Origin of the sequence: Dickeya oryzae (genome assembly GCF_020406815.2) — a bacterium.
Lineage (GTDB): Bacteria > Pseudomonadota > Gammaproteobacteria > Enterobacterales > Enterobacteriaceae > Dickeya > Dickeya oryzae.
In genome coordinates this window covers 3,645,851-3,660,699 of record NZ_CP162670.1, presented here as the reverse complement: position 1 = coordinate 3,660,699, position 14,849 = coordinate 3,645,851, and the positions used below count along the sequence as shown (strand labels likewise).

The 14,849-nt window shown below is 49.0% G+C and carries 16 protein-coding genes and 1 CRISPR repeat array (1 of these 17 cut by a window edge); of the genes, 11 read left to right on the top strand and 5 right to left on the bottom strand.

Annotation, left to right across the window (positions count from 1 at the left end; genetic code table 11):
* Positions 1-7 precede the first annotated feature (7 nt).
* Complete coding sequence (locus tag LF929_RS15975) at positions 8-1,558, top strand: conjugal transfer protein TraG N-terminal domain-containing protein (protein ID WP_226092966.1); 1,551 nt, start codon at positions 8-10, stop codon at positions 1,556-1,558.
* 55 nt (positions 1,559-1,613) lie between these two features.
* Here LF929_RS15975 and LF929_RS15970 read toward each other — a convergent pair whose 3' ends face one another.
* From LF929_RS15970 to LF929_RS15955, 4 genes are all read right to left on the bottom strand, one after another.
* Positions 1,614-1,853, bottom strand: a complete 240-nt coding sequence (locus LF929_RS15970) for a hypothetical protein (RefSeq protein ID WP_226092965.1) — start codon at positions 1,851-1,853, stop codon at positions 1,614-1,616.
* A 66-nt stretch (positions 1,854-1,919) separates the two neighbouring features.
* Positions 1,920-2,231 carry a hypothetical protein gene (locus tag LF929_RS15965; RefSeq protein WP_226092964.1) on the bottom strand — a complete coding sequence of 104 codons (312 nt, stop codon included), beginning with the start codon at positions 2,229-2,231 and terminating at the stop codon, positions 1,920-1,922.
* Positions 2,232-2,279: 48 nt separating this feature from the next.
* A complete protein-coding gene (locus tag LF929_RS15960) occupies positions 2,280-2,687 on the bottom strand; it encodes a plasmid partitioning/stability family protein (RefSeq protein WP_226092963.1) in 408 nt (135 codons plus the stop codon).
* Positions 2,688-2,691: 4 nt separating this feature from the next.
* The gene (locus LF929_RS15955) at positions 2,692-3,648 is read right to left on the bottom strand and encodes a plasmid segregation protein ParM (protein WP_226093017.1); all 957 of its coding nucleotides are present in this window, start codon (positions 3,646-3,648) and stop codon (positions 2,692-2,694) included.
* 248 nt (positions 3,649-3,896) lie between these two features.
* Here LF929_RS15955 and LF929_RS15950 point away from each other — a divergent pair, with 248 nt between their 5' ends.
* The gene (locus LF929_RS15950) at positions 3,897-4,985 is read left to right on the top strand and encodes a transcriptional regulator (RefSeq protein WP_226092962.1); all 1,089 of its coding nucleotides are present in this window, start codon (positions 3,897-3,899) and stop codon (positions 4,983-4,985) included.
* 100 nt (positions 4,986-5,085) lie between these two features.
* A complete protein-coding gene (locus tag LF929_RS15945; RefSeq protein ID WP_226092961.1) occupies positions 5,086-5,847 on the top strand; it encodes a DUF2971 domain-containing protein in 762 nt (253 codons plus the stop codon).
* Between the two features lie 100 nt (positions 5,848-5,947).
* Here LF929_RS15945 and LF929_RS15940 read toward each other — a convergent pair whose 3' ends face one another.
* Positions 5,948-6,202: a DNA polymerase III subunit theta gene (locus tag LF929_RS15940; protein WP_226092960.1), complete on the bottom strand. Its 255-nt coding sequence runs from the start codon at positions 6,200-6,202 to the stop codon at positions 5,948-5,950.
* A gap of 1,208 nt (positions 6,203-7,410) precedes the next feature.
* On the opposite strand from LF929_RS15940, the gene LF929_RS15935 reads away from it, so the two are divergent.
* The 8 genes from LF929_RS15935 (at position 7,411) to LF929_RS15900 (ending at position 13,927) form a co-directional block, all read left to right on the top strand.
* On the top strand, positions 7,411-8,301 hold the full coding sequence (locus LF929_RS15935; protein WP_226092959.1) for an integrase domain-containing protein: 891 nt from the start codon (positions 7,411-7,413) through the stop codon (positions 8,299-8,301).
* A 660-nt stretch (positions 8,302-8,961) separates the two neighbouring features.
* Complete coding sequence (locus LF929_RS15930) at positions 8,962-9,243, top strand: hypothetical protein (protein WP_226092958.1); 282 nt, start codon at positions 8,962-8,964, stop codon at positions 9,241-9,243.
* 102 nt (positions 9,244-9,345) lie between these two features.
* Positions 9,346-9,558: a hypothetical protein gene (locus LF929_RS15925; RefSeq protein ID WP_024108397.1), complete on the top strand. Its 213-nt coding sequence runs from the start codon at positions 9,346-9,348 to the stop codon at positions 9,556-9,558.
* Between the two features lie 23 nt (positions 9,559-9,581).
* On the top strand, positions 9,582-9,953 hold the full coding sequence (locus tag LF929_RS15920) for a glycosyltransferase (protein WP_038903546.1): 372 nt from the start codon (positions 9,582-9,584) through the stop codon (positions 9,951-9,953).
* Positions 9,954-10,046: 93 nt separating this feature from the next.
* Positions 10,047-10,325, top strand: coding sequence for a hypothetical protein (locus LF929_RS15915; RefSeq protein WP_050567035.1), 279 nt, complete (start codon positions 10,047-10,049; stop codon positions 10,323-10,325).
* A gap of 79 nt (positions 10,326-10,404) precedes the next feature.
* Positions 10,405-10,890, top strand: a complete 486-nt coding sequence (locus LF929_RS15910) for a hypothetical protein (protein WP_226092957.1) — start codon at positions 10,405-10,407, stop codon at positions 10,888-10,890.
* A gap of 74 nt (positions 10,891-10,964) precedes the next feature.
* Complete coding sequence (locus LF929_RS15905) at positions 10,965-12,920, top strand: ArdC-like ssDNA-binding domain-containing protein (protein ID WP_226092956.1); 1,956 nt, start codon at positions 10,965-10,967, stop codon at positions 12,918-12,920.
* Positions 12,921-12,997: 77 nt separating this feature from the next.
* Positions 12,998-13,927, top strand: coding sequence for a hypothetical protein (locus LF929_RS15900; protein WP_226092955.1), 930 nt, complete (start codon positions 12,998-13,000; stop codon positions 13,925-13,927).
* 50 nt (positions 13,928-13,977) lie between these two features.
* Positions 13,978-14,849: a CRISPR direct-repeat array (repeat unit 37 nt; unit sequence GTCTTAATCCCTTCAGTCAGGGCAAGTCCGTAAGGAC) (it continues 575 nt past the right edge of the window).

The following is a 14,849-nucleotide window of genomic DNA, read 5'->3' as shown; positions in this document are numbered from 1 at the left end:
AGCGGTCATGACGACACAAAGTTACCTCGAATACTTCCTGGTGTTCTTTGGCTGGCTGCTGAATAACGCAATGTGGAGCATCCTGAATGGCACGGGTCTGTATCTGCTACCGGTGGTGTTCAAAATCGCCGGCATCTGGCTGAAGGTGCGTGAAGAGGGCGCAGACGAGGGTAACAAGGGTGCACTGGTCTTGCCGCGTGTTGAGCACGCGGCTTACATCTCGTTCTGCGTCATTATGTTCTGCTGCGTTCCTCTGCTGCCGGTTGACGTTAGTACCATCAAGTTTGACAGCTCCCGGGCGCAGCAGTGCGGTTTTAATGTTCCGTCGCCGCAAAACTCGGGATATAAGGCACTGGTTAACGACTTCGATGGCAAGACGGCGGAAGTACCGGTCTGGTGGTACTTCGTGCATGTAGTCTCGAAAGGGACGACGCAAGCAATGATCGCGTCGATACCGTGTGGCAAGCAGCTTCGACAACTTCGGTTTGAGGTACAGAGTACCAAGCTGCGTGACCCTATTCTGTTGTCTGAAATCCGGGCGTTTGCTGATCAGTGTTACTCCCGGGCGTATTTCAAGTTGAAGAGCAGCAACAGCGCACTGAGTGATGCGACGATCAACTCGGTAGGATGGATTGGCAGCAGCTATTTTCTCAATACGTCGGGCTACTACGACTACTACACATCAACAGAGCCGCGAAGTCAGTGGCCCTATGAGGCGTCCCGGGACAGCGGTTATCCGGACGTCGGGCGGGGAGGGTATCCCACCTGTAAGCAGTGGTGGTCCGACAGCACCAACGGCCTGAAAGCCAGAGTGATGGCAGGACTGAGTGACAACACTCGGGAGTACCTGAAGCGCAATTATACTCAGGCTCAGGCGGAAGAAATTGCGCTGCGCTGGCTGGTGAGCCCGAAGAACGTCGGCTTATCCGAAGGTGGTGAGACGTATGCGACCGGTAGTGCCGGCGTTGGCTCTTCGGGTTTTACCGGCGCATTGACGCAAGTGGCGTCATCCTTTGGCCTGGGTATGAAACAGACGGAAGCGTTGCCGGGGTTTGATGCGATGAAACAGGCGCTGCCGATGATCCAGGCACTGCTGGAGATGATGATTGTCATCACTATTCCAGCGATAGTGATGTTCAGCGGCTATGAAATCAAAACAGTCGTGACGATTTCATTCGCGCTATTTGCACTGATATTCATCTCGTTCTGGTGGGAGTTAGCCGGCTGGCTGGATGATCGGCTCATCACCATTCTCTACTCAGCGATGATGGAGCAGGGGCTGGCTGGCGTGGATGCTCAAAGCTCAAACCTGCCGATTATCGATTTCATGACCTCTCCGCGTGACGGTTGGATCATGAATCTGGTCTTGGGGATGATGTATCTGGTCTTCCCTATGGTATGGGTGGGGATGTTGGGCTGGACAGGGGCGACCGTAGGCAATATAGCCAATGGGATTGCTGGGAGTATGGATAAAGCCTCTCAATTGCCACAAAAAGCTGGCGAAGAAGGTGGGAGTGCAGCTACAGATAAAGCCAAGTCGATAGCATTTAAGAAGTAGGGTAGTAATCAGCCGGAGGTAATGCAATGCCGTAATCAGTAATACCTCCGGCGAATTAATCGTAATAATCCTTATTGTAATAGTATCTATTAGATATTTTCTCCCTTTCTTCGAATTCCTTGTCCAGACGTGAACGACTGTCTTCTCTTCTGGGTGATAGCAAAACATCAAGAATCGGAGTGGCTACACGCATGGCCGAGCTGGTAGCACCAAAGGCACCTAGCAGATTTTCTTTGAGGCTCTTCCCATCTAGTTTGCTGAGTTCAAGGTCCCAGTCTGACTGTTTCTGAGTCATCGTATTTATGCTCCCGCAAAAATAGATTATTGCTGTTAATCTAACATGGTGAAAAATTGTCCGCAATTATTCGCCGAGGTACTGCGCATGCAGGTATTCCACTATTGCCTGGGGATAACTCATCCCCACACTGACTTGAAGCTGGCCTTGACGCTCCATCTCTGTACCCACAGATGTCAACTGGTTAGCCATGAGCAATAGTTCCTGAAGCTGTTTCGCGCAGACACAGGCATCATTAATCCTTGCAGAAAAATCATCCCTCTCGCGTGAATAAATACCAGGAGCAGGGCGTTCTACACCATCCTTTTCTGACTGCAGCGTTTGGCACAGTGTCAGTAGGGTAATAATTTCATCTGCCATCTCTTTAGCTGTTTTCATCGTACTTCTCGTCCGCGGTATCAATAGCCCGTCACTGACGGGCTTTTATTAATCAGCTTTGTAATTGAACATCGCTTTGGCATTTTCCTGCGTTTCATCCCTGAGCTTTGCTTCAACTTCAGACTCTGTTCTTTGTCCTTCAGGCATAGTTGGAGCTTTGGTTACAGGACCTGGTCTCCGCGCTCCGAAGGTTTTCATCTCTTCAGGGAAAACTGCCTGCATGACCAGTACCATTTCTTCGAATGTGGTGTGATCTGTCAGCAGTTCTGCCAGCATGTGAGGAAGTCGGCTATCTTGCTTACGCAAAGCAAAACCGGCCAGCAGCGCAGCACGCCATGTCTTTCCTCGATCCCCTTGAGGCATTCTGTCTATTTCGTCGCAGACATAGCGGTCAGCCATGCTGCTTTCAGGATTGAGATAAAACATGATTTTGCGTCGTGTGTCCGGTTTTTCCATATCATCAACCAATTTCGTACATGCCATTAACTAGATCAAATTGCGGATCATCGCTTAAGAAGAAGCGATCTTCACGCAGTCCACAGTGTTTTTTGACCGCATCAGCGATGAGCGCGGCACCACCACCGATCACCTTAACATGAGAATACCCGCCAAAGCTGCTAATCGCTTCAATCACCCGGTTTACAAGGCGGTGATGTGACTCATACAGAGCGTTTTTCACCAGTTCCAACCGCTCTGTGTCATTAATGCGATTGCGTAAATAGTCTTCATCGTTGCGGTGGATGATGATTTCATCAGCTAAATAGCTACTGCTCCGCGTTCTGGCCATGGCCATTGCCGCACGTACATCCTGTGTCATCAGCGATACCCCGAGTTGCGAGTTGCCGTAAATGCGGGAAATTCCGCGCATACGTGCCATGACGTGAGATATATCGAGTGTAGTACCACCAAGGTCGACAATCAGGAGCGATTCAAGATCATCCATCTCCTTCGCGATGCCGTACCCGGCCGGAATTGATTCCGGCATAACCTGAACACTGCGGATCGTGAATGTGCGCCCACCATTCAGGGAAATAGGGCGTTTCAGGTTTTCCTCCTTACGACGGAGATTGTCCAGACGTGGTTGATTATCGCGGTCATAGAACTCGGCCAATGGCAGGGTTACAACTACATCGACATCCTGTGGTTCCAGGCCGGTCTTCAGCAGCGCGTGATGCACAGCTACGATATTCACGTCGCTGTACTGCCATGCCACATTAGTCGTCACAAGGGCATCGGCGCTAATAGCGTCGAAGCTATAGTTTTCGCTGTTAAGCGAGTAGTTGAACACGGGTTCTGAGCCGAAAGAAACCGACCATTCGCGCTTGAAACTGTTCGGACTGATCAAGCGCTTAACTTCCCCCCCTTCGTTCCATTGCACCTTGATGTTGGTCGAACCGTCGTCAACAAAAATCTTCATCATGACTCCTTGTGATATCTATGGGTGAATAGCGAGATTATAAAGAGAACTATATGAGAACTATTTGAGTTTATGCCCTTGGATGAGACTTATCAAGGTTTTATTGGAGATAAATATGAGAACAGTTTATTATCACTGTCACATTAATGTGGATTTTGTGACCCGTTTTTTCATCATGTGCTGCTTATGGTGTGCTATCATTTTTTTGCTATGATAGCATTCTATTGTGATGATTATGGAGGGGTGACGTGCTTAGCCAGTTGAATTTGCGATTTCACAAACGACTCATTGATGCTCTTAAAAAACGTGCAGCCAGTGAACAGACATCCGTTAACGCGCTTGCGGAGCGTTTCATTGATGATGGACTGAAAACTGCCACGGTCAGTGACAATTATCTGAGCCTGGTTTCCGATCCTGATGCGACTGTCAGCCAACTGTATCGTCGACTGATCCTCGGTCAGAGTTTTGGTGTGGTACCAGTATCACGCGATGAACTGCGATTCATGGTGACGTTTGCTCGGGAGGGTTATCTCACTGGTCGCAACCGTCTGGCGAGCCTGCCCGCGTTGCGCACGATGCTGGAGATTACCCACGAACTGCTGATATGGCAGACTGAACACGATATGGATGTGGATCAGCACTACTTGCAAGGGACTTTCAGGCTGACTGGGGAGGATTTACCTGCCGAATACGCCCATTTCCTAACGGATCTTCGACCAGTTATCGACCAGGACTATGCCGAATGTCTGCTTCGTCCCTTGGCGTGTGGTTGTTTTGATCTCACCACGTTTCCCAGTGATGCGCTGAACCAAATTTTCACTCTAACGCGTTTACAGCAGATGTTTCCGCTGGTTCTGCGTGGTCTGAGGTGGTCTGATAGCAAGGCCGAGGCCTTGGTGCAGGAACTCCGTCCGCTCATACCGGCTGTGGTGGAGAGCATTAAAGCTGGATCGCTGAGGCTGGATATTCGTATCGATGGGCAACCTGCTGGACAGCGGCCTGGAACATGGTATGAGATGCCTCGTCTTCATCTACTCATCACTGGTCAGGATTTCGTTGTGCCGTATGGCTGGGAGCATTTTTCAGAGCTCCTGGGTGTGTTGACGCTATATGCGAAATACCCGAATGCTCTAAAACACGGGCATCAGGGGGATAGAGTCATGTTCTCGCCACCAGGGAACGTCTCTGAAGACGGATTTTTCGGCCTTGATGGTCTGCGTGTGTTTTTGCAGCCAGATGCCTTTGCGTCACTCGTTGGCCAACTGACTGCTAGGGCAGAAAAAGGGGCGCTGGCCGAGTCCCTGACAGGACTGCGTAGTCTGTATGGTGATCTGTAAACAGAAAGATCCAATTATCCATATGATCACACTGTAGCTAATCGTTTCTGAGCCTTGGAGAACAGGCTCAGATGTATGTTAGATGTGAGAAATATATAAAATGATAAAAGGCTTTTCATTCTATAAGTATGTTAATAAAAAGGATGCATTGTTAATTATTAATAATGGCACCCTTTTTTTTACCAACCCTTTAAATTTCAATGATCCATTTGATGTTTTCCCTTGTGTACCCAAGGAGGGGCTTAGTAAGTATTATAAATATATCCTTAGGCATCATAACATTCTCCCTGATGTTCATGGAAAAAAGAAGAAATCGACCTTAAATAATATAAATATTGATGACATGCGCGCTGAGTTCTCAAAGAAATGGGCCGTGACGTGTTTTAGTAAGTCGCCTTTTATTCTTCCTTTATGGGCTCATTATGCTGACAATCATAAGGGGTGTGTGCTTGAGTTTCGGGTTAATTCGGCTATTAGTAACTACATTGTTGAATGTCTGGATAAAGGTTGTATGGATAATGAAGTCATCTATCCATTGGATGTTGTATATAGCAAAAAGAGGCCTCGGCTATACGATAAAGATGGAATTGTTACAGGTGAAATTGCACAAAATATTATTTTAACAAAAGATGAGGCTTGGTCATATGAACAGGAAATGCGATGTTTCAGGGAAAATAAACAAGGCGCATATCCTTTTCGAAAAGATCAATTTAACCGAATATATCTGGGTATGAAAATGAATGAGAAGGATGTAGCTGAAGTTACATCTGCTGTCAAAAGATACCAAGAGATGCATGGGCATGTAGTAAAAATTGATACGGTTAGCCTTGATCGCGAAGAATTTAAAATGACAAAATTATAATTAAATGGTTTATGTTTGACCAATATCATCCCAATGATGATTCGCATCACAGGGATGATTTGTCTGGTCTGTTATAAGTGAGTAATGCTTTAAAAGTGAATTATTTAGATGTGGGCTCATCATCTCGCATTGAAGCATACTCTGGAGAATCAGCCTTTGGTAGGGTTTTACTGACTTGACGATAATGCTCTAGTCGCTCTCTAAAATAGGTCTTTAAATACTCTGGCTGCTTTTCTTCAATATCTTTGGGGATGACGGGTATATTCAGGCGCTCGCGGTATGCAACGCCTGATGCGGCTAAATCGACATTTATTTTATTCCGTTCGTCTTCTGTTTTTTCAGCTATGTTATACATAAGTGTCTTTCCCGAATTAATTCATTTTACTGTGTGTTGTTATCTTATTAGTAATTGTCAATAATTTCATTAGTTATGCACATATCCACGGGCAAAAAAGCCAGCATCTGTCTCCCCCCCCAACAAGGGGGGAGCAGATGCGGGAGCGGTCGGCGGTCGGCGAGTGTCGAGCCGAGCCGACTTTGCCGGTGGGTATGTGTATAACTCAAATTACCCTACGTTTTGTCTGTGCAGGCTGTTTGTGGCATTGATCTGGATCGCTGAGTTGATCTACCATGCATCCGTTGTACCGTCACTGATGTGACTGCCAATGCCCTGGTGATCTGAGAGGGGCGCCTTCGGGTGATCACAAAACCGCATGAACAGACCTTTAATTACAAGCGAACTGTTTAGCCTGAAAGGCGGTGCTGCAAGGTGGCAAAGTCGTTTATCCCTTGAAAACGGCAAGTGCGTAACTGCGTAACTGCGTAACTGCATTTAGGGTTCATTTCACATCACAACAGCAAAAACGTACGACGTACGCTTTGATCGTTTTGCTGCTCACGTCAGAGAATGAAGTTAATTCATTGATTTAATTATATGCAACGACTCGTTGAGACCTTTGCGCTCCAGGATATGCCATTTGGAACATTTGGCATCTTTCGGGAGAACGCATTGGGAACACGAGCGCGCGTCACTTGCGTTGAGTGAAACGAAAACCAAGTGACGCGCGTAGCGCACAACGTGCTGAACCGCACGTAGCGCCGCTTCAATGAAAGTTGTTCCATCTGACCAACACGTAGTGAACTTCGTTTTGACGCTTTTCATATCGTAAATGCGCTTTGAAGTGTTCACTTTTTCAACATCAACGTCGTATGTAACGCAATAACCGCGTCAACGATGTTCTTTTAAGCATGAGGAGAAAAATCGACACAGTATCGATGGCGACGTCACTAACACTGACGTGTGGAAGCAGTCTGATTCATTAACGAGTCAGCCCGGCATAAGCCGCGAACGGGTGAAATCCCCGGGGTGCTTCGCAAGAACTCAACTTATTCGCCACCCCGATGCACAGATACTTGTCGAGACGCAGGAAGCGCATCTTAACCGTGCCGTCGGGGTGAACATTCAAATCGTAAATCGTTGGTGGCGTGCCACTGACGATACCTACATTTCGTTCACGCAGACGAAATGTAGGTATCGTCAGCGGATTGGGTTGAGGAGGGGGAATGAGTAAATTAAGTCGTCAACTGGTATCACTGGCAAAGCAAGGTGGCGGTAGTTTTAAAACTGTCGCTGATCGCATGAAAATTGCTGATCGCGTTGCGTCCAGGTTGATATCACTGAATATACAGATTCGTGATGCAAACAATTTGAAAGTCCGTCACATCCAGCAATACATAAAGAGTCGACGCGAAGAAGGCATTTCATTGCGTACACTTCAAAATGAGATGTCCGCTATTCGAGGAGTGCTCAGAGTCGCGGGGAAAACCATTATGGCTGATCCTGAACACGATGCATTGAATAATGCATCGCTAGGTATTTCCGGGGCTAACAGAGATGGTACGAAAGTCGCCATTCCTGAAAACGTATTTGAGTCTGTTTTATCTAAGGTTTTAGAAACGGACAGTGGTATTGGATTAACGTTGCAACTGTCTCGTTTATTAGGATTGAGAACGGAAGAGGCAGTTCAGTCGGTTAAATCATTGACGACATGGCGAACAGCGATTATCAACAATAGCGAACGAGTAAATGTGATATTTGGGACAAAAGGGGGGCGTCCCAGGGAAACGACAATTATTGATAGAGATAAGTTATTACCTGTTATTAATTCGGCTATTCGCTTTGCCAGTGAAAATAATGGTCGACTGATTGATAAACCAAACCTGCACTCATCAATAGACCGTTATAGAACAGTAGTCAGAGAAGCTGGCTTAGTAGGGAAATATGCTCCACATAGTTTGAGATATGCTTATGCCCAGGAAGCGCTGGTATTCCATCAACAAAGGGGACTGAGTGAGGAAGAGGCTAAGGCAATGGTGTCAATGGATTTAGGTCACGGTGACGGACGAGGTTATTACGTTAATCGTGTATACAGTAAAGTTGACCAGGATGAGTAATGATGATGTGGTATTTATTCCGGGTGATACGCATGTTCAGGATATTCCTACAGCGCAGGATATCATGGAGTAGTTTTAAGCTGTCGTTATATCCTCGGCAACGAACGGTAAGTTTGATTGCCGGAGGCGTATTGTTTTGTGCTATTCGGGATGAACGTAATTTTTTTCAGTAGTACTTGCTGCCCATCTTTTTGTCGATGTATAGTAACCACGCTAACCGTTGTCTTTCGACAACAGCCAATGTTCCGGTGATTTGAGAGGAACGCCTTCGGGTAATCACGATAAATGAAGATCATCCGCATAACCCTCATGAGCGAGTTATGTGACCTGAAAGATGATCGCCAGAAATGGTGGTAATGCTGTTTAACCTTTGAGAACAGCGGATGCTAACGCATTCAAGGTCATTTCCACCCAACCTTTCTGTTTTTTCTTACTCACCCTGTCGGGATGTTATCCGATACGGGTAATGCATCCTCGATAGGTTTTATTGACTGTATGAGGATGTTCTATGCGAACTGATGCGTATTTTTGACAACATCGCTTGAGCTGGTTGTATGAACCAGATAGCTCGACGATAGCATGATATTTTCTTAACCCACCGCGGGGAAAACCTCCCCGATCGTGGCGAAGTTTTCTCCGCATTTTTACGGAGAGACTTCAATGATAATTTCACTGTTGCGTAAGCTGATGAACGTATTGCGTAAGAAATCTGTTGATCACGAACAGGAGTGGTTTACAAACCGCACAGGGCAACTGAGTTTCCGCCCTGTGATTTCACGTCGTAACGGGATGTATGTTGCAAATGTGGAGCGCCGGGCCGGTACTCGCGCCGCTGAATTCTTCGCTTCGGTAGGAGAGTTCCGTAGTGCACGGCGTGCACTGGCAGAAGCCAGTATAATGGCCAGGCATATGGCGTTTTACCGCTACCGTTTCACTCTGTAATTTACCGTTACCGGGGAAATCCATTCGGATTTCCCCTTCCTTTGACCCCGCGGGGATCTTTTCCCGATAACGAGGTTCCCGCTTTGCGGAGCCCTGTATCAGATGCCCTTTACATTCTCAGTATCTGAGTCTGGTGACACAGCAGACTCACTGACAAACGAGCAGAAAAGGCTTGTTCGGCAAATTATTCGCGATGAGTGTTATGAACGTGACCGTTCATCGCTACTCAAACTGCTGGGCATGATGACCGTGGTAAAACTGGTTTGCTCACTGGCGTTTGGTCTGCTGTATATGGTGTACAAGTGGTTTCTCTGACGGGCTAAACCGAGGAGATATCTATGCTTCTGAGACTGGCCATAATGGTCTGGAAAGGCGTGTGCTGGTTAATGATGTCATTGTTGTACGTGTTGAAACTGCTGCTGACAACGCATTACAACCATCGTGAGCGGCAGAACGTGGTATTCCATACCGTTTACAGCGGGAAATGGTTACTGAGCGACAATGCGGCGGCCTGTGGTCGGCCTGTCGTGATACGTGATGCACTGAACCATTTTCAGCCTGGCGTCGAACTGATCTATTTCGGCGATGAATCGCCAGATCAGATGTGGGGCGATAAAAAGCTCAAGGATGAAAACGAAGCCGTCGATATGGCAAATCAGATGTTGCAGCGTGTGCTTGGCCAACGCCATCGCGTGCTCAACGTCGCCTAGTGTTCGCGTCGTTTTCTGTTGTTACTTTTCCCATGATACCGGGGCTCCCGCGTATCATGCCGGCAGCTCCGATACGATTTGGAGTTGTTGGCTATGAACCTGGTACCTCGTGTGCCGGCTATCGTCATTGACGATGACGTCTGGCATCGTGTCGTTACATTTCCGGCTGATCCGCAGCGTGAAGGCGAGCGTTTTCAGTCACTACTCATTGCATCATGTCACGCCTGGGCAGCACTGAAGCCTGGTGTTACTGATGCGTCATTCGGGATATACAGCGAGCCACCCGGCAGTGCTGACAGTCTCACGCCATTATGGCAGCCACTTCGGCTCCACTATAACGGCAGTGAGTTGTCGATTCTGATGGGCTGTTAACGTTATATCCACCGCCTGGCGGACTTATCCGTCAGGATAAGTCCGCCGTTTTATATCTTAATAAACCAAGGACTTATCCATGACCGAGATGACTAATCACAACCTGCAGACTTTAGTAACCGAGCCGTCAATCGTCAGTGAAACCCGCACCCGGTTTCAGAAATGGCTGCAAACGCAATTCGATCAACGCTACCGCTCTTTGCGAAACGAGAGTTATCGCGATTTCCTGAAGGCGGAGTTCCCGCAGGAACTGGCACAGTATGACCAGGCCTGTGAACAGTTGCGTGATGCCGAGTTTGAGCGTTTCACCGAGCTGCAGACACTGGGGTTGTTCCTGTTCCAGCAGGTTGAGCTCAAACGTGCTGAACTGCGCCGCCGTCGTCTTCGCTGGCTGAGCACACTGGCAGTGACCACCGTGGTCACCGGCGCACTGGCCGCCTGGCACTTTGGTATAATTGATGTGACGTATCTGACCGGAAAAGCCCATCAGCTTTATGCCAATGTCCAGGGACTGGTGAGCTTTGCCACTGGTCTGTTCCATCCGCAGACGCCGTCTGCACAATAATTACCACACCATCCCCCGGGGAGAGCGTATCTCCTCCGGGGGATACCTCTCTCCTGCTGCATGAGAGGTTGAGCATGGCACATTTTTCACATCAACAAATTTTTCACTTTATCAATAACAGACTGCTGGCATTGATGAAACGTGGAATGATCCCCTGGCATCTTGATACACCACTTCCTGCGTCGGGGATCCCCGAGCACGCCGTGACGGGGGAGATGTTCTCCGGCATCAACATTCTGCTGCTCTGGCAGGCCACCCGGGACAACATGCTGCCGTCTAATCGGTGGCTGACTGGTGACGAACTGCGTGCGGTCGGCGGGCGACTGATTGACAGTGCCAGGCCGACGACGATAGTGCGTTTTCGTCCCACACTTTCACTGATGAAAGTGGCCAATGTGGCGCAGTGTGAAGGACTGCCGGCAGCCTATCTCGGACCGGACATCAAACCATGGCGGGCAGAATTACCGCTGCTGGAGCAGATGGTGTCGATGGCAGAGGTGCCGATTGTGTTCCGGGAGGATATGACATCCGAACCGGCCTGTTATTTGCCAGGCCCGGATCGTATCGAAATACCACCTGTTACACAGTTTGATACTGACGTGGGTTTTTACCAGGCACTGTTGCCGTTGCTGGTTGCATCAAGCGGGCACGAACAGCGGCTGAATATTCCGGATGATGTGGTCTGGGAACTGGTAAAAGAGCTTGCGACGGCGTTTCTGTTGGCCCGCTGCCGTTTGTCCGGGTTCAGATCGTCATTGTCATTTGTGCCGGCTCTGACGAGTCGGTTACGGCAGGATGAGTCAGTGCTCTTTCGTGCCGGCATGTTAGCCAGTCGTGTACAACGCTATCTGCTGCGTGAACCTCGTTCTCTGGCGGTAGAGCGCTGGCAGGAACTGGCCGCGTTTCTGACCGGTCAGTATTTTGATCAGTCATTCGCTGATACCTCACTGGTGTGTGAAAGTGAGGTGGTCGGGCATCTGAAGGCGGGCAATTCGCCTGGGCAGGCTATCAGTGCACTGGCGGAGCTGTATCGGTGGCCACGTCGTTCAACGCTGACTCGTGCATCACTGACACTGGCGCATGATGTCCTGGCTCTGGCTGAAGTGTGCCCGACGTCGCTGACGGTATACCGGCGGCAGACTGAGCGGCAATTGTCTTTGCCTGATGATGCAATGACGCCTTTGTCTGTACCGACGCTTTCTGCCGTTGAACCGGTACCTGATGCAGCCAATGATGATCCCGAGGATGATGGTGATGATCCGGCAGATAACGTAGTCGAGTTGCCATCGGCTGCAACGTCAGGTTCTGGCCGTACTCCTTATCGCAGCCAGTTTGTTGCGTTGTTTAAACGGATATCGCCCTATGAAAACCGCTGGCAGGTGTTCAGTGACTTTGTGCATATGGCGGCTATCTCGTTGTACAACAGCATTTTCAAAAATGAAGAGCTGGAGGCGGACTATATGCGCCGGGTCAAACGCTACTCAAAAGAGGATGCGTCCAGACTGGCGGAGCTGATGGGGATCCTGACCATGGGCCTGGAATATGAGGTCTGTGATTTTCTTGGCTCCATATTCATGGAGCTGGAACTGAGCAGCAGTCGGATAGGGCAGTATTTTACCCCGTATTCTGTCAGTTACATGATGGGCAAAATACAGATGGTACCGATGGCTGAAGCGCTGCGTAGTGGCGAACGCGAGTACGTGACGGTGTCTGATCCAGCCTGTGGTGGCGGGGCGATGATCATCGGCATGTACCAGGCCATGCTGGATGAAGGTTTAAACCCGCAGAAGCAAATGTTCGCACACTGTGTCGACCTCGATCCGGTAGCGGCCATGATGACCTACGTACAGTTATCCCTGCTGGGATTACCGGCCGTGGTGGTTATTGGTAATTCGTTAAGCCAGGAGTTCAGTCGTCACCTGGTAACGCCGATGTACCATCTGGGACTGTGGCGTTACAAACTGGCCCGGGATGAAGGCATTCGTCACGATGTCGTGCCGACGGCTCCCGCAAAAGGCGAAGCAGCGTAACGTTTAACTGATTTTTTCTAACCCGTCAGGGCATTCCTGGCGGGAATGCTCTGGCTTTTTCATTGACGGAGCATGTTATGGAACTGATTGATATGTACATTATCCAGCAATTTCGGGCCATCGGTCTGGAGCTGGAGAGTGGTGAACTGGACTGGAATCTTGGTGATGGGCTGGAAGGGTATGTTAACGCCAGCCTGATATTCACCCGGGAGCGGTTGTTGAAAGTGATGGAAGCGACGCTGACCGAGCTGGCTCAAAAGCCTGGAAACGAAGCACGTTGTGAGCGTAGTCGGCGTTATCTGTCGCTCTGGATCCAGGGATTGCAGGCCCTGAGTGAGCGGGAGCAGAACTATTCACTGTTACCGTATATGCACCGGCAGAACAGTGGGCGGTTCATGACGCTGATTTGTCCGGACTACCTGGCGCTGCTGCAACTGACGGATGAAGATTTTCTGGCTATGACGGGGCAGATGGATGTGAGTCCGGCACAGCAGATTCCGCGGGGACTGTTTGCAAAAACCGTTTCACACTGGATTGCGTTTATGACGCATCTGGGGGAAAAACTGGCAGACATCAGCAGGCATTGTTATCACCAGCTCAACCGGTTCTTTCACCGCTGCAACTTTGACGAACGACGTATCCGGCGGTTTCAGCTCTCGATTGGCCACATTGATGTAATGTGCCGACCGCAGAAATTATCGGAGATAGATATATGTGAGTTCGACCCCGACTATCTTGTGCAGTATATCGATAAGGTGGCGGAAGGTATCGTTACGCCAGTCTGTGTACAGGCAACGGTATTTTACAATAACGGTATCGAGATGGAGTCGTTCCTGGCCGATGTCGACGTTGACAACCTGGATAGCATACCCAGTTACGACTACCACGAAGTGGTGGCAGATGCCATCGAGTGGGTGAGGGCGCAGTTTGATGTGGTCAGAGCTGAAAGGAGAGAAGGAGGGGGAGAGGTGATGCCGATCCCATTGAGACCCAAGATAGCGGCATAAATTGACTAAGCATAAAAACACCATGGAAAAACCCCTCAAAGTTGAGGGGTTTTTTTATCCCTTCAGTCAGGGTAAGTCCATAAGGACAACAACGTCAACACCGCCGCTCAAGAGCCCTCTAGTCTTAATCCCTTCAGTCAGGGCAAGTCCATAAGGACCAAACCGGCAGCACGGCATTCAGTGCGTGATTTCGTCTTAATCCCTTCAGTCAGGGCAGGTCCATAAGGACTGTCGCAGTTCTGAAATCTGATAAAAACCCTGAGTCTTAATCCCTTCAGTCAGGGCAAGTCCATAAGGACGAAGATGGTGCAATGTTTATTCAAGGTGATTATGTCTTAATCCCTTCAGTCAGGGCAGGTCCATAAGGACGTTATGGCAAAAGCTATGGTCACTACGGTGACAGGTCTTAATCCCTTCAGTCAGGGCAAGTCCGTAAGGACAAACAAACACAGTGGCACCCCACGGGATGCCTATGTCTTAATCCCTTCAGTCAGGGCAAGTCCGTAAGGACATAAACTTCGTATATTGCCGGGCACCACAATCACCGTCTTAATCCCTTCAGTCAGGGCAAGTCCGTAAGGACATATGGAAGCTTATACTTCTGACAAAAATTTAGGTCTTAATCCCTTCAGTCAGGGCAAGTCCGTAAGGACGATTGATGACAGCCGCTTTGATGATGCCCGCTGGGTCTTAATCCCTTCAGTCAGGGCAAGTCCGTAAGGACAACACCCGGCGTCAACTCAATCACTGCGTTTGGTCTTAATCCCTTCAGTCAGGGCAAGTCCGTAAGGACTTTAGCTCAAGATACGAATCATTACAGATGTATTGTCTTAATCCCTTCAGTCAGGGCAAGTCCGTAAGGACGCAGGCATTATGCCGACATGATCGAGAAACTGAAGTCTTAATCCCTTCAGTCAGGGCA

What these genes read in the sequence shown, in the direction of transcription:
- LF929_RS15960 (WP_226092963.1), bottom strand. Translation starts at nt 2,687, where the DNA reads ATGGAAAAACCGGACACACGACGCAAAATCATGTTTTATCTCAATCCT.
- LF929_RS15925 (WP_024108397.1), top strand. Translation starts at nt 9,346, where the DNA reads ATGCCCTTTACATTCTCAGTATCTGAGTCTGGTGACACAGCAGACTCA.
- LF929_RS15910 (WP_226092957.1), top strand. Translation starts at nt 10,405, where the DNA reads ATGACCGAGATGACTAATCACAACCTGCAGACTTTAGTAACCGAGCCG.
- LF929_RS15970 (WP_226092965.1), bottom strand. Translation starts at nt 1,853, where the DNA reads ATGACTCAGAAACAGTCAGACTGGGACCTTGAACTCAGCAAACTAGAT.
- LF929_RS15940 (WP_226092960.1), bottom strand. Translation starts at nt 6,202, where the DNA reads ATGTATAACATAGCTGAAAAAACAGAAGACGAACGGAATAAAATAAAT.
- LF929_RS15900 (WP_226092955.1), top strand. Translation starts at nt 12,998, where the DNA reads ATGGAACTGATTGATATGTACATTATCCAGCAATTTCGGGCCATCGGT.
- LF929_RS15915 (WP_050567035.1), top strand. Translation starts at nt 10,047, where the DNA reads ATGAACCTGGTACCTCGTGTGCCGGCTATCGTCATTGACGATGACGTC.
- LF929_RS15920 (WP_038903546.1), top strand. Translation starts at nt 9,582, where the DNA reads ATGCTTCTGAGACTGGCCATAATGGTCTGGAAAGGCGTGTGCTGGTTA.
- LF929_RS15955 (WP_226093017.1), bottom strand. Translation starts at nt 3,648, where the DNA reads ATGAAGATTTTTGTTGACGACGGTTCGACCAACATCAAGGTGCAATGG.
- LF929_RS15935 (WP_226092959.1), top strand. Translation starts at nt 7,411, where the DNA reads ATGAGTAAATTAAGTCGTCAACTGGTATCACTGGCAAAGCAAGGTGGC.
- LF929_RS15930 (WP_226092958.1), top strand. Translation starts at nt 8,962, where the DNA reads ATGATAATTTCACTGTTGCGTAAGCTGATGAACGTATTGCGTAAGAAA.
- LF929_RS15945 (WP_226092961.1), top strand. Translation starts at nt 5,086, where the DNA reads ATGATAAAAGGCTTTTCATTCTATAAGTATGTTAATAAAAAGGATGCA.
- LF929_RS15975 (WP_226092966.1), top strand. Translation starts at nt 8, where the DNA reads ATGACGACACAAAGTTACCTCGAATACTTCCTGGTGTTCTTTGGCTGG.
- LF929_RS15965 (WP_226092964.1), bottom strand. Translation starts at nt 2,231, where the DNA reads ATGAAAACAGCTAAAGAGATGGCAGATGAAATTATTACCCTACTGACA.
- LF929_RS15905 (WP_226092956.1), top strand. Translation starts at nt 10,965, where the DNA reads ATGGCACATTTTTCACATCAACAAATTTTTCACTTTATCAATAACAGA.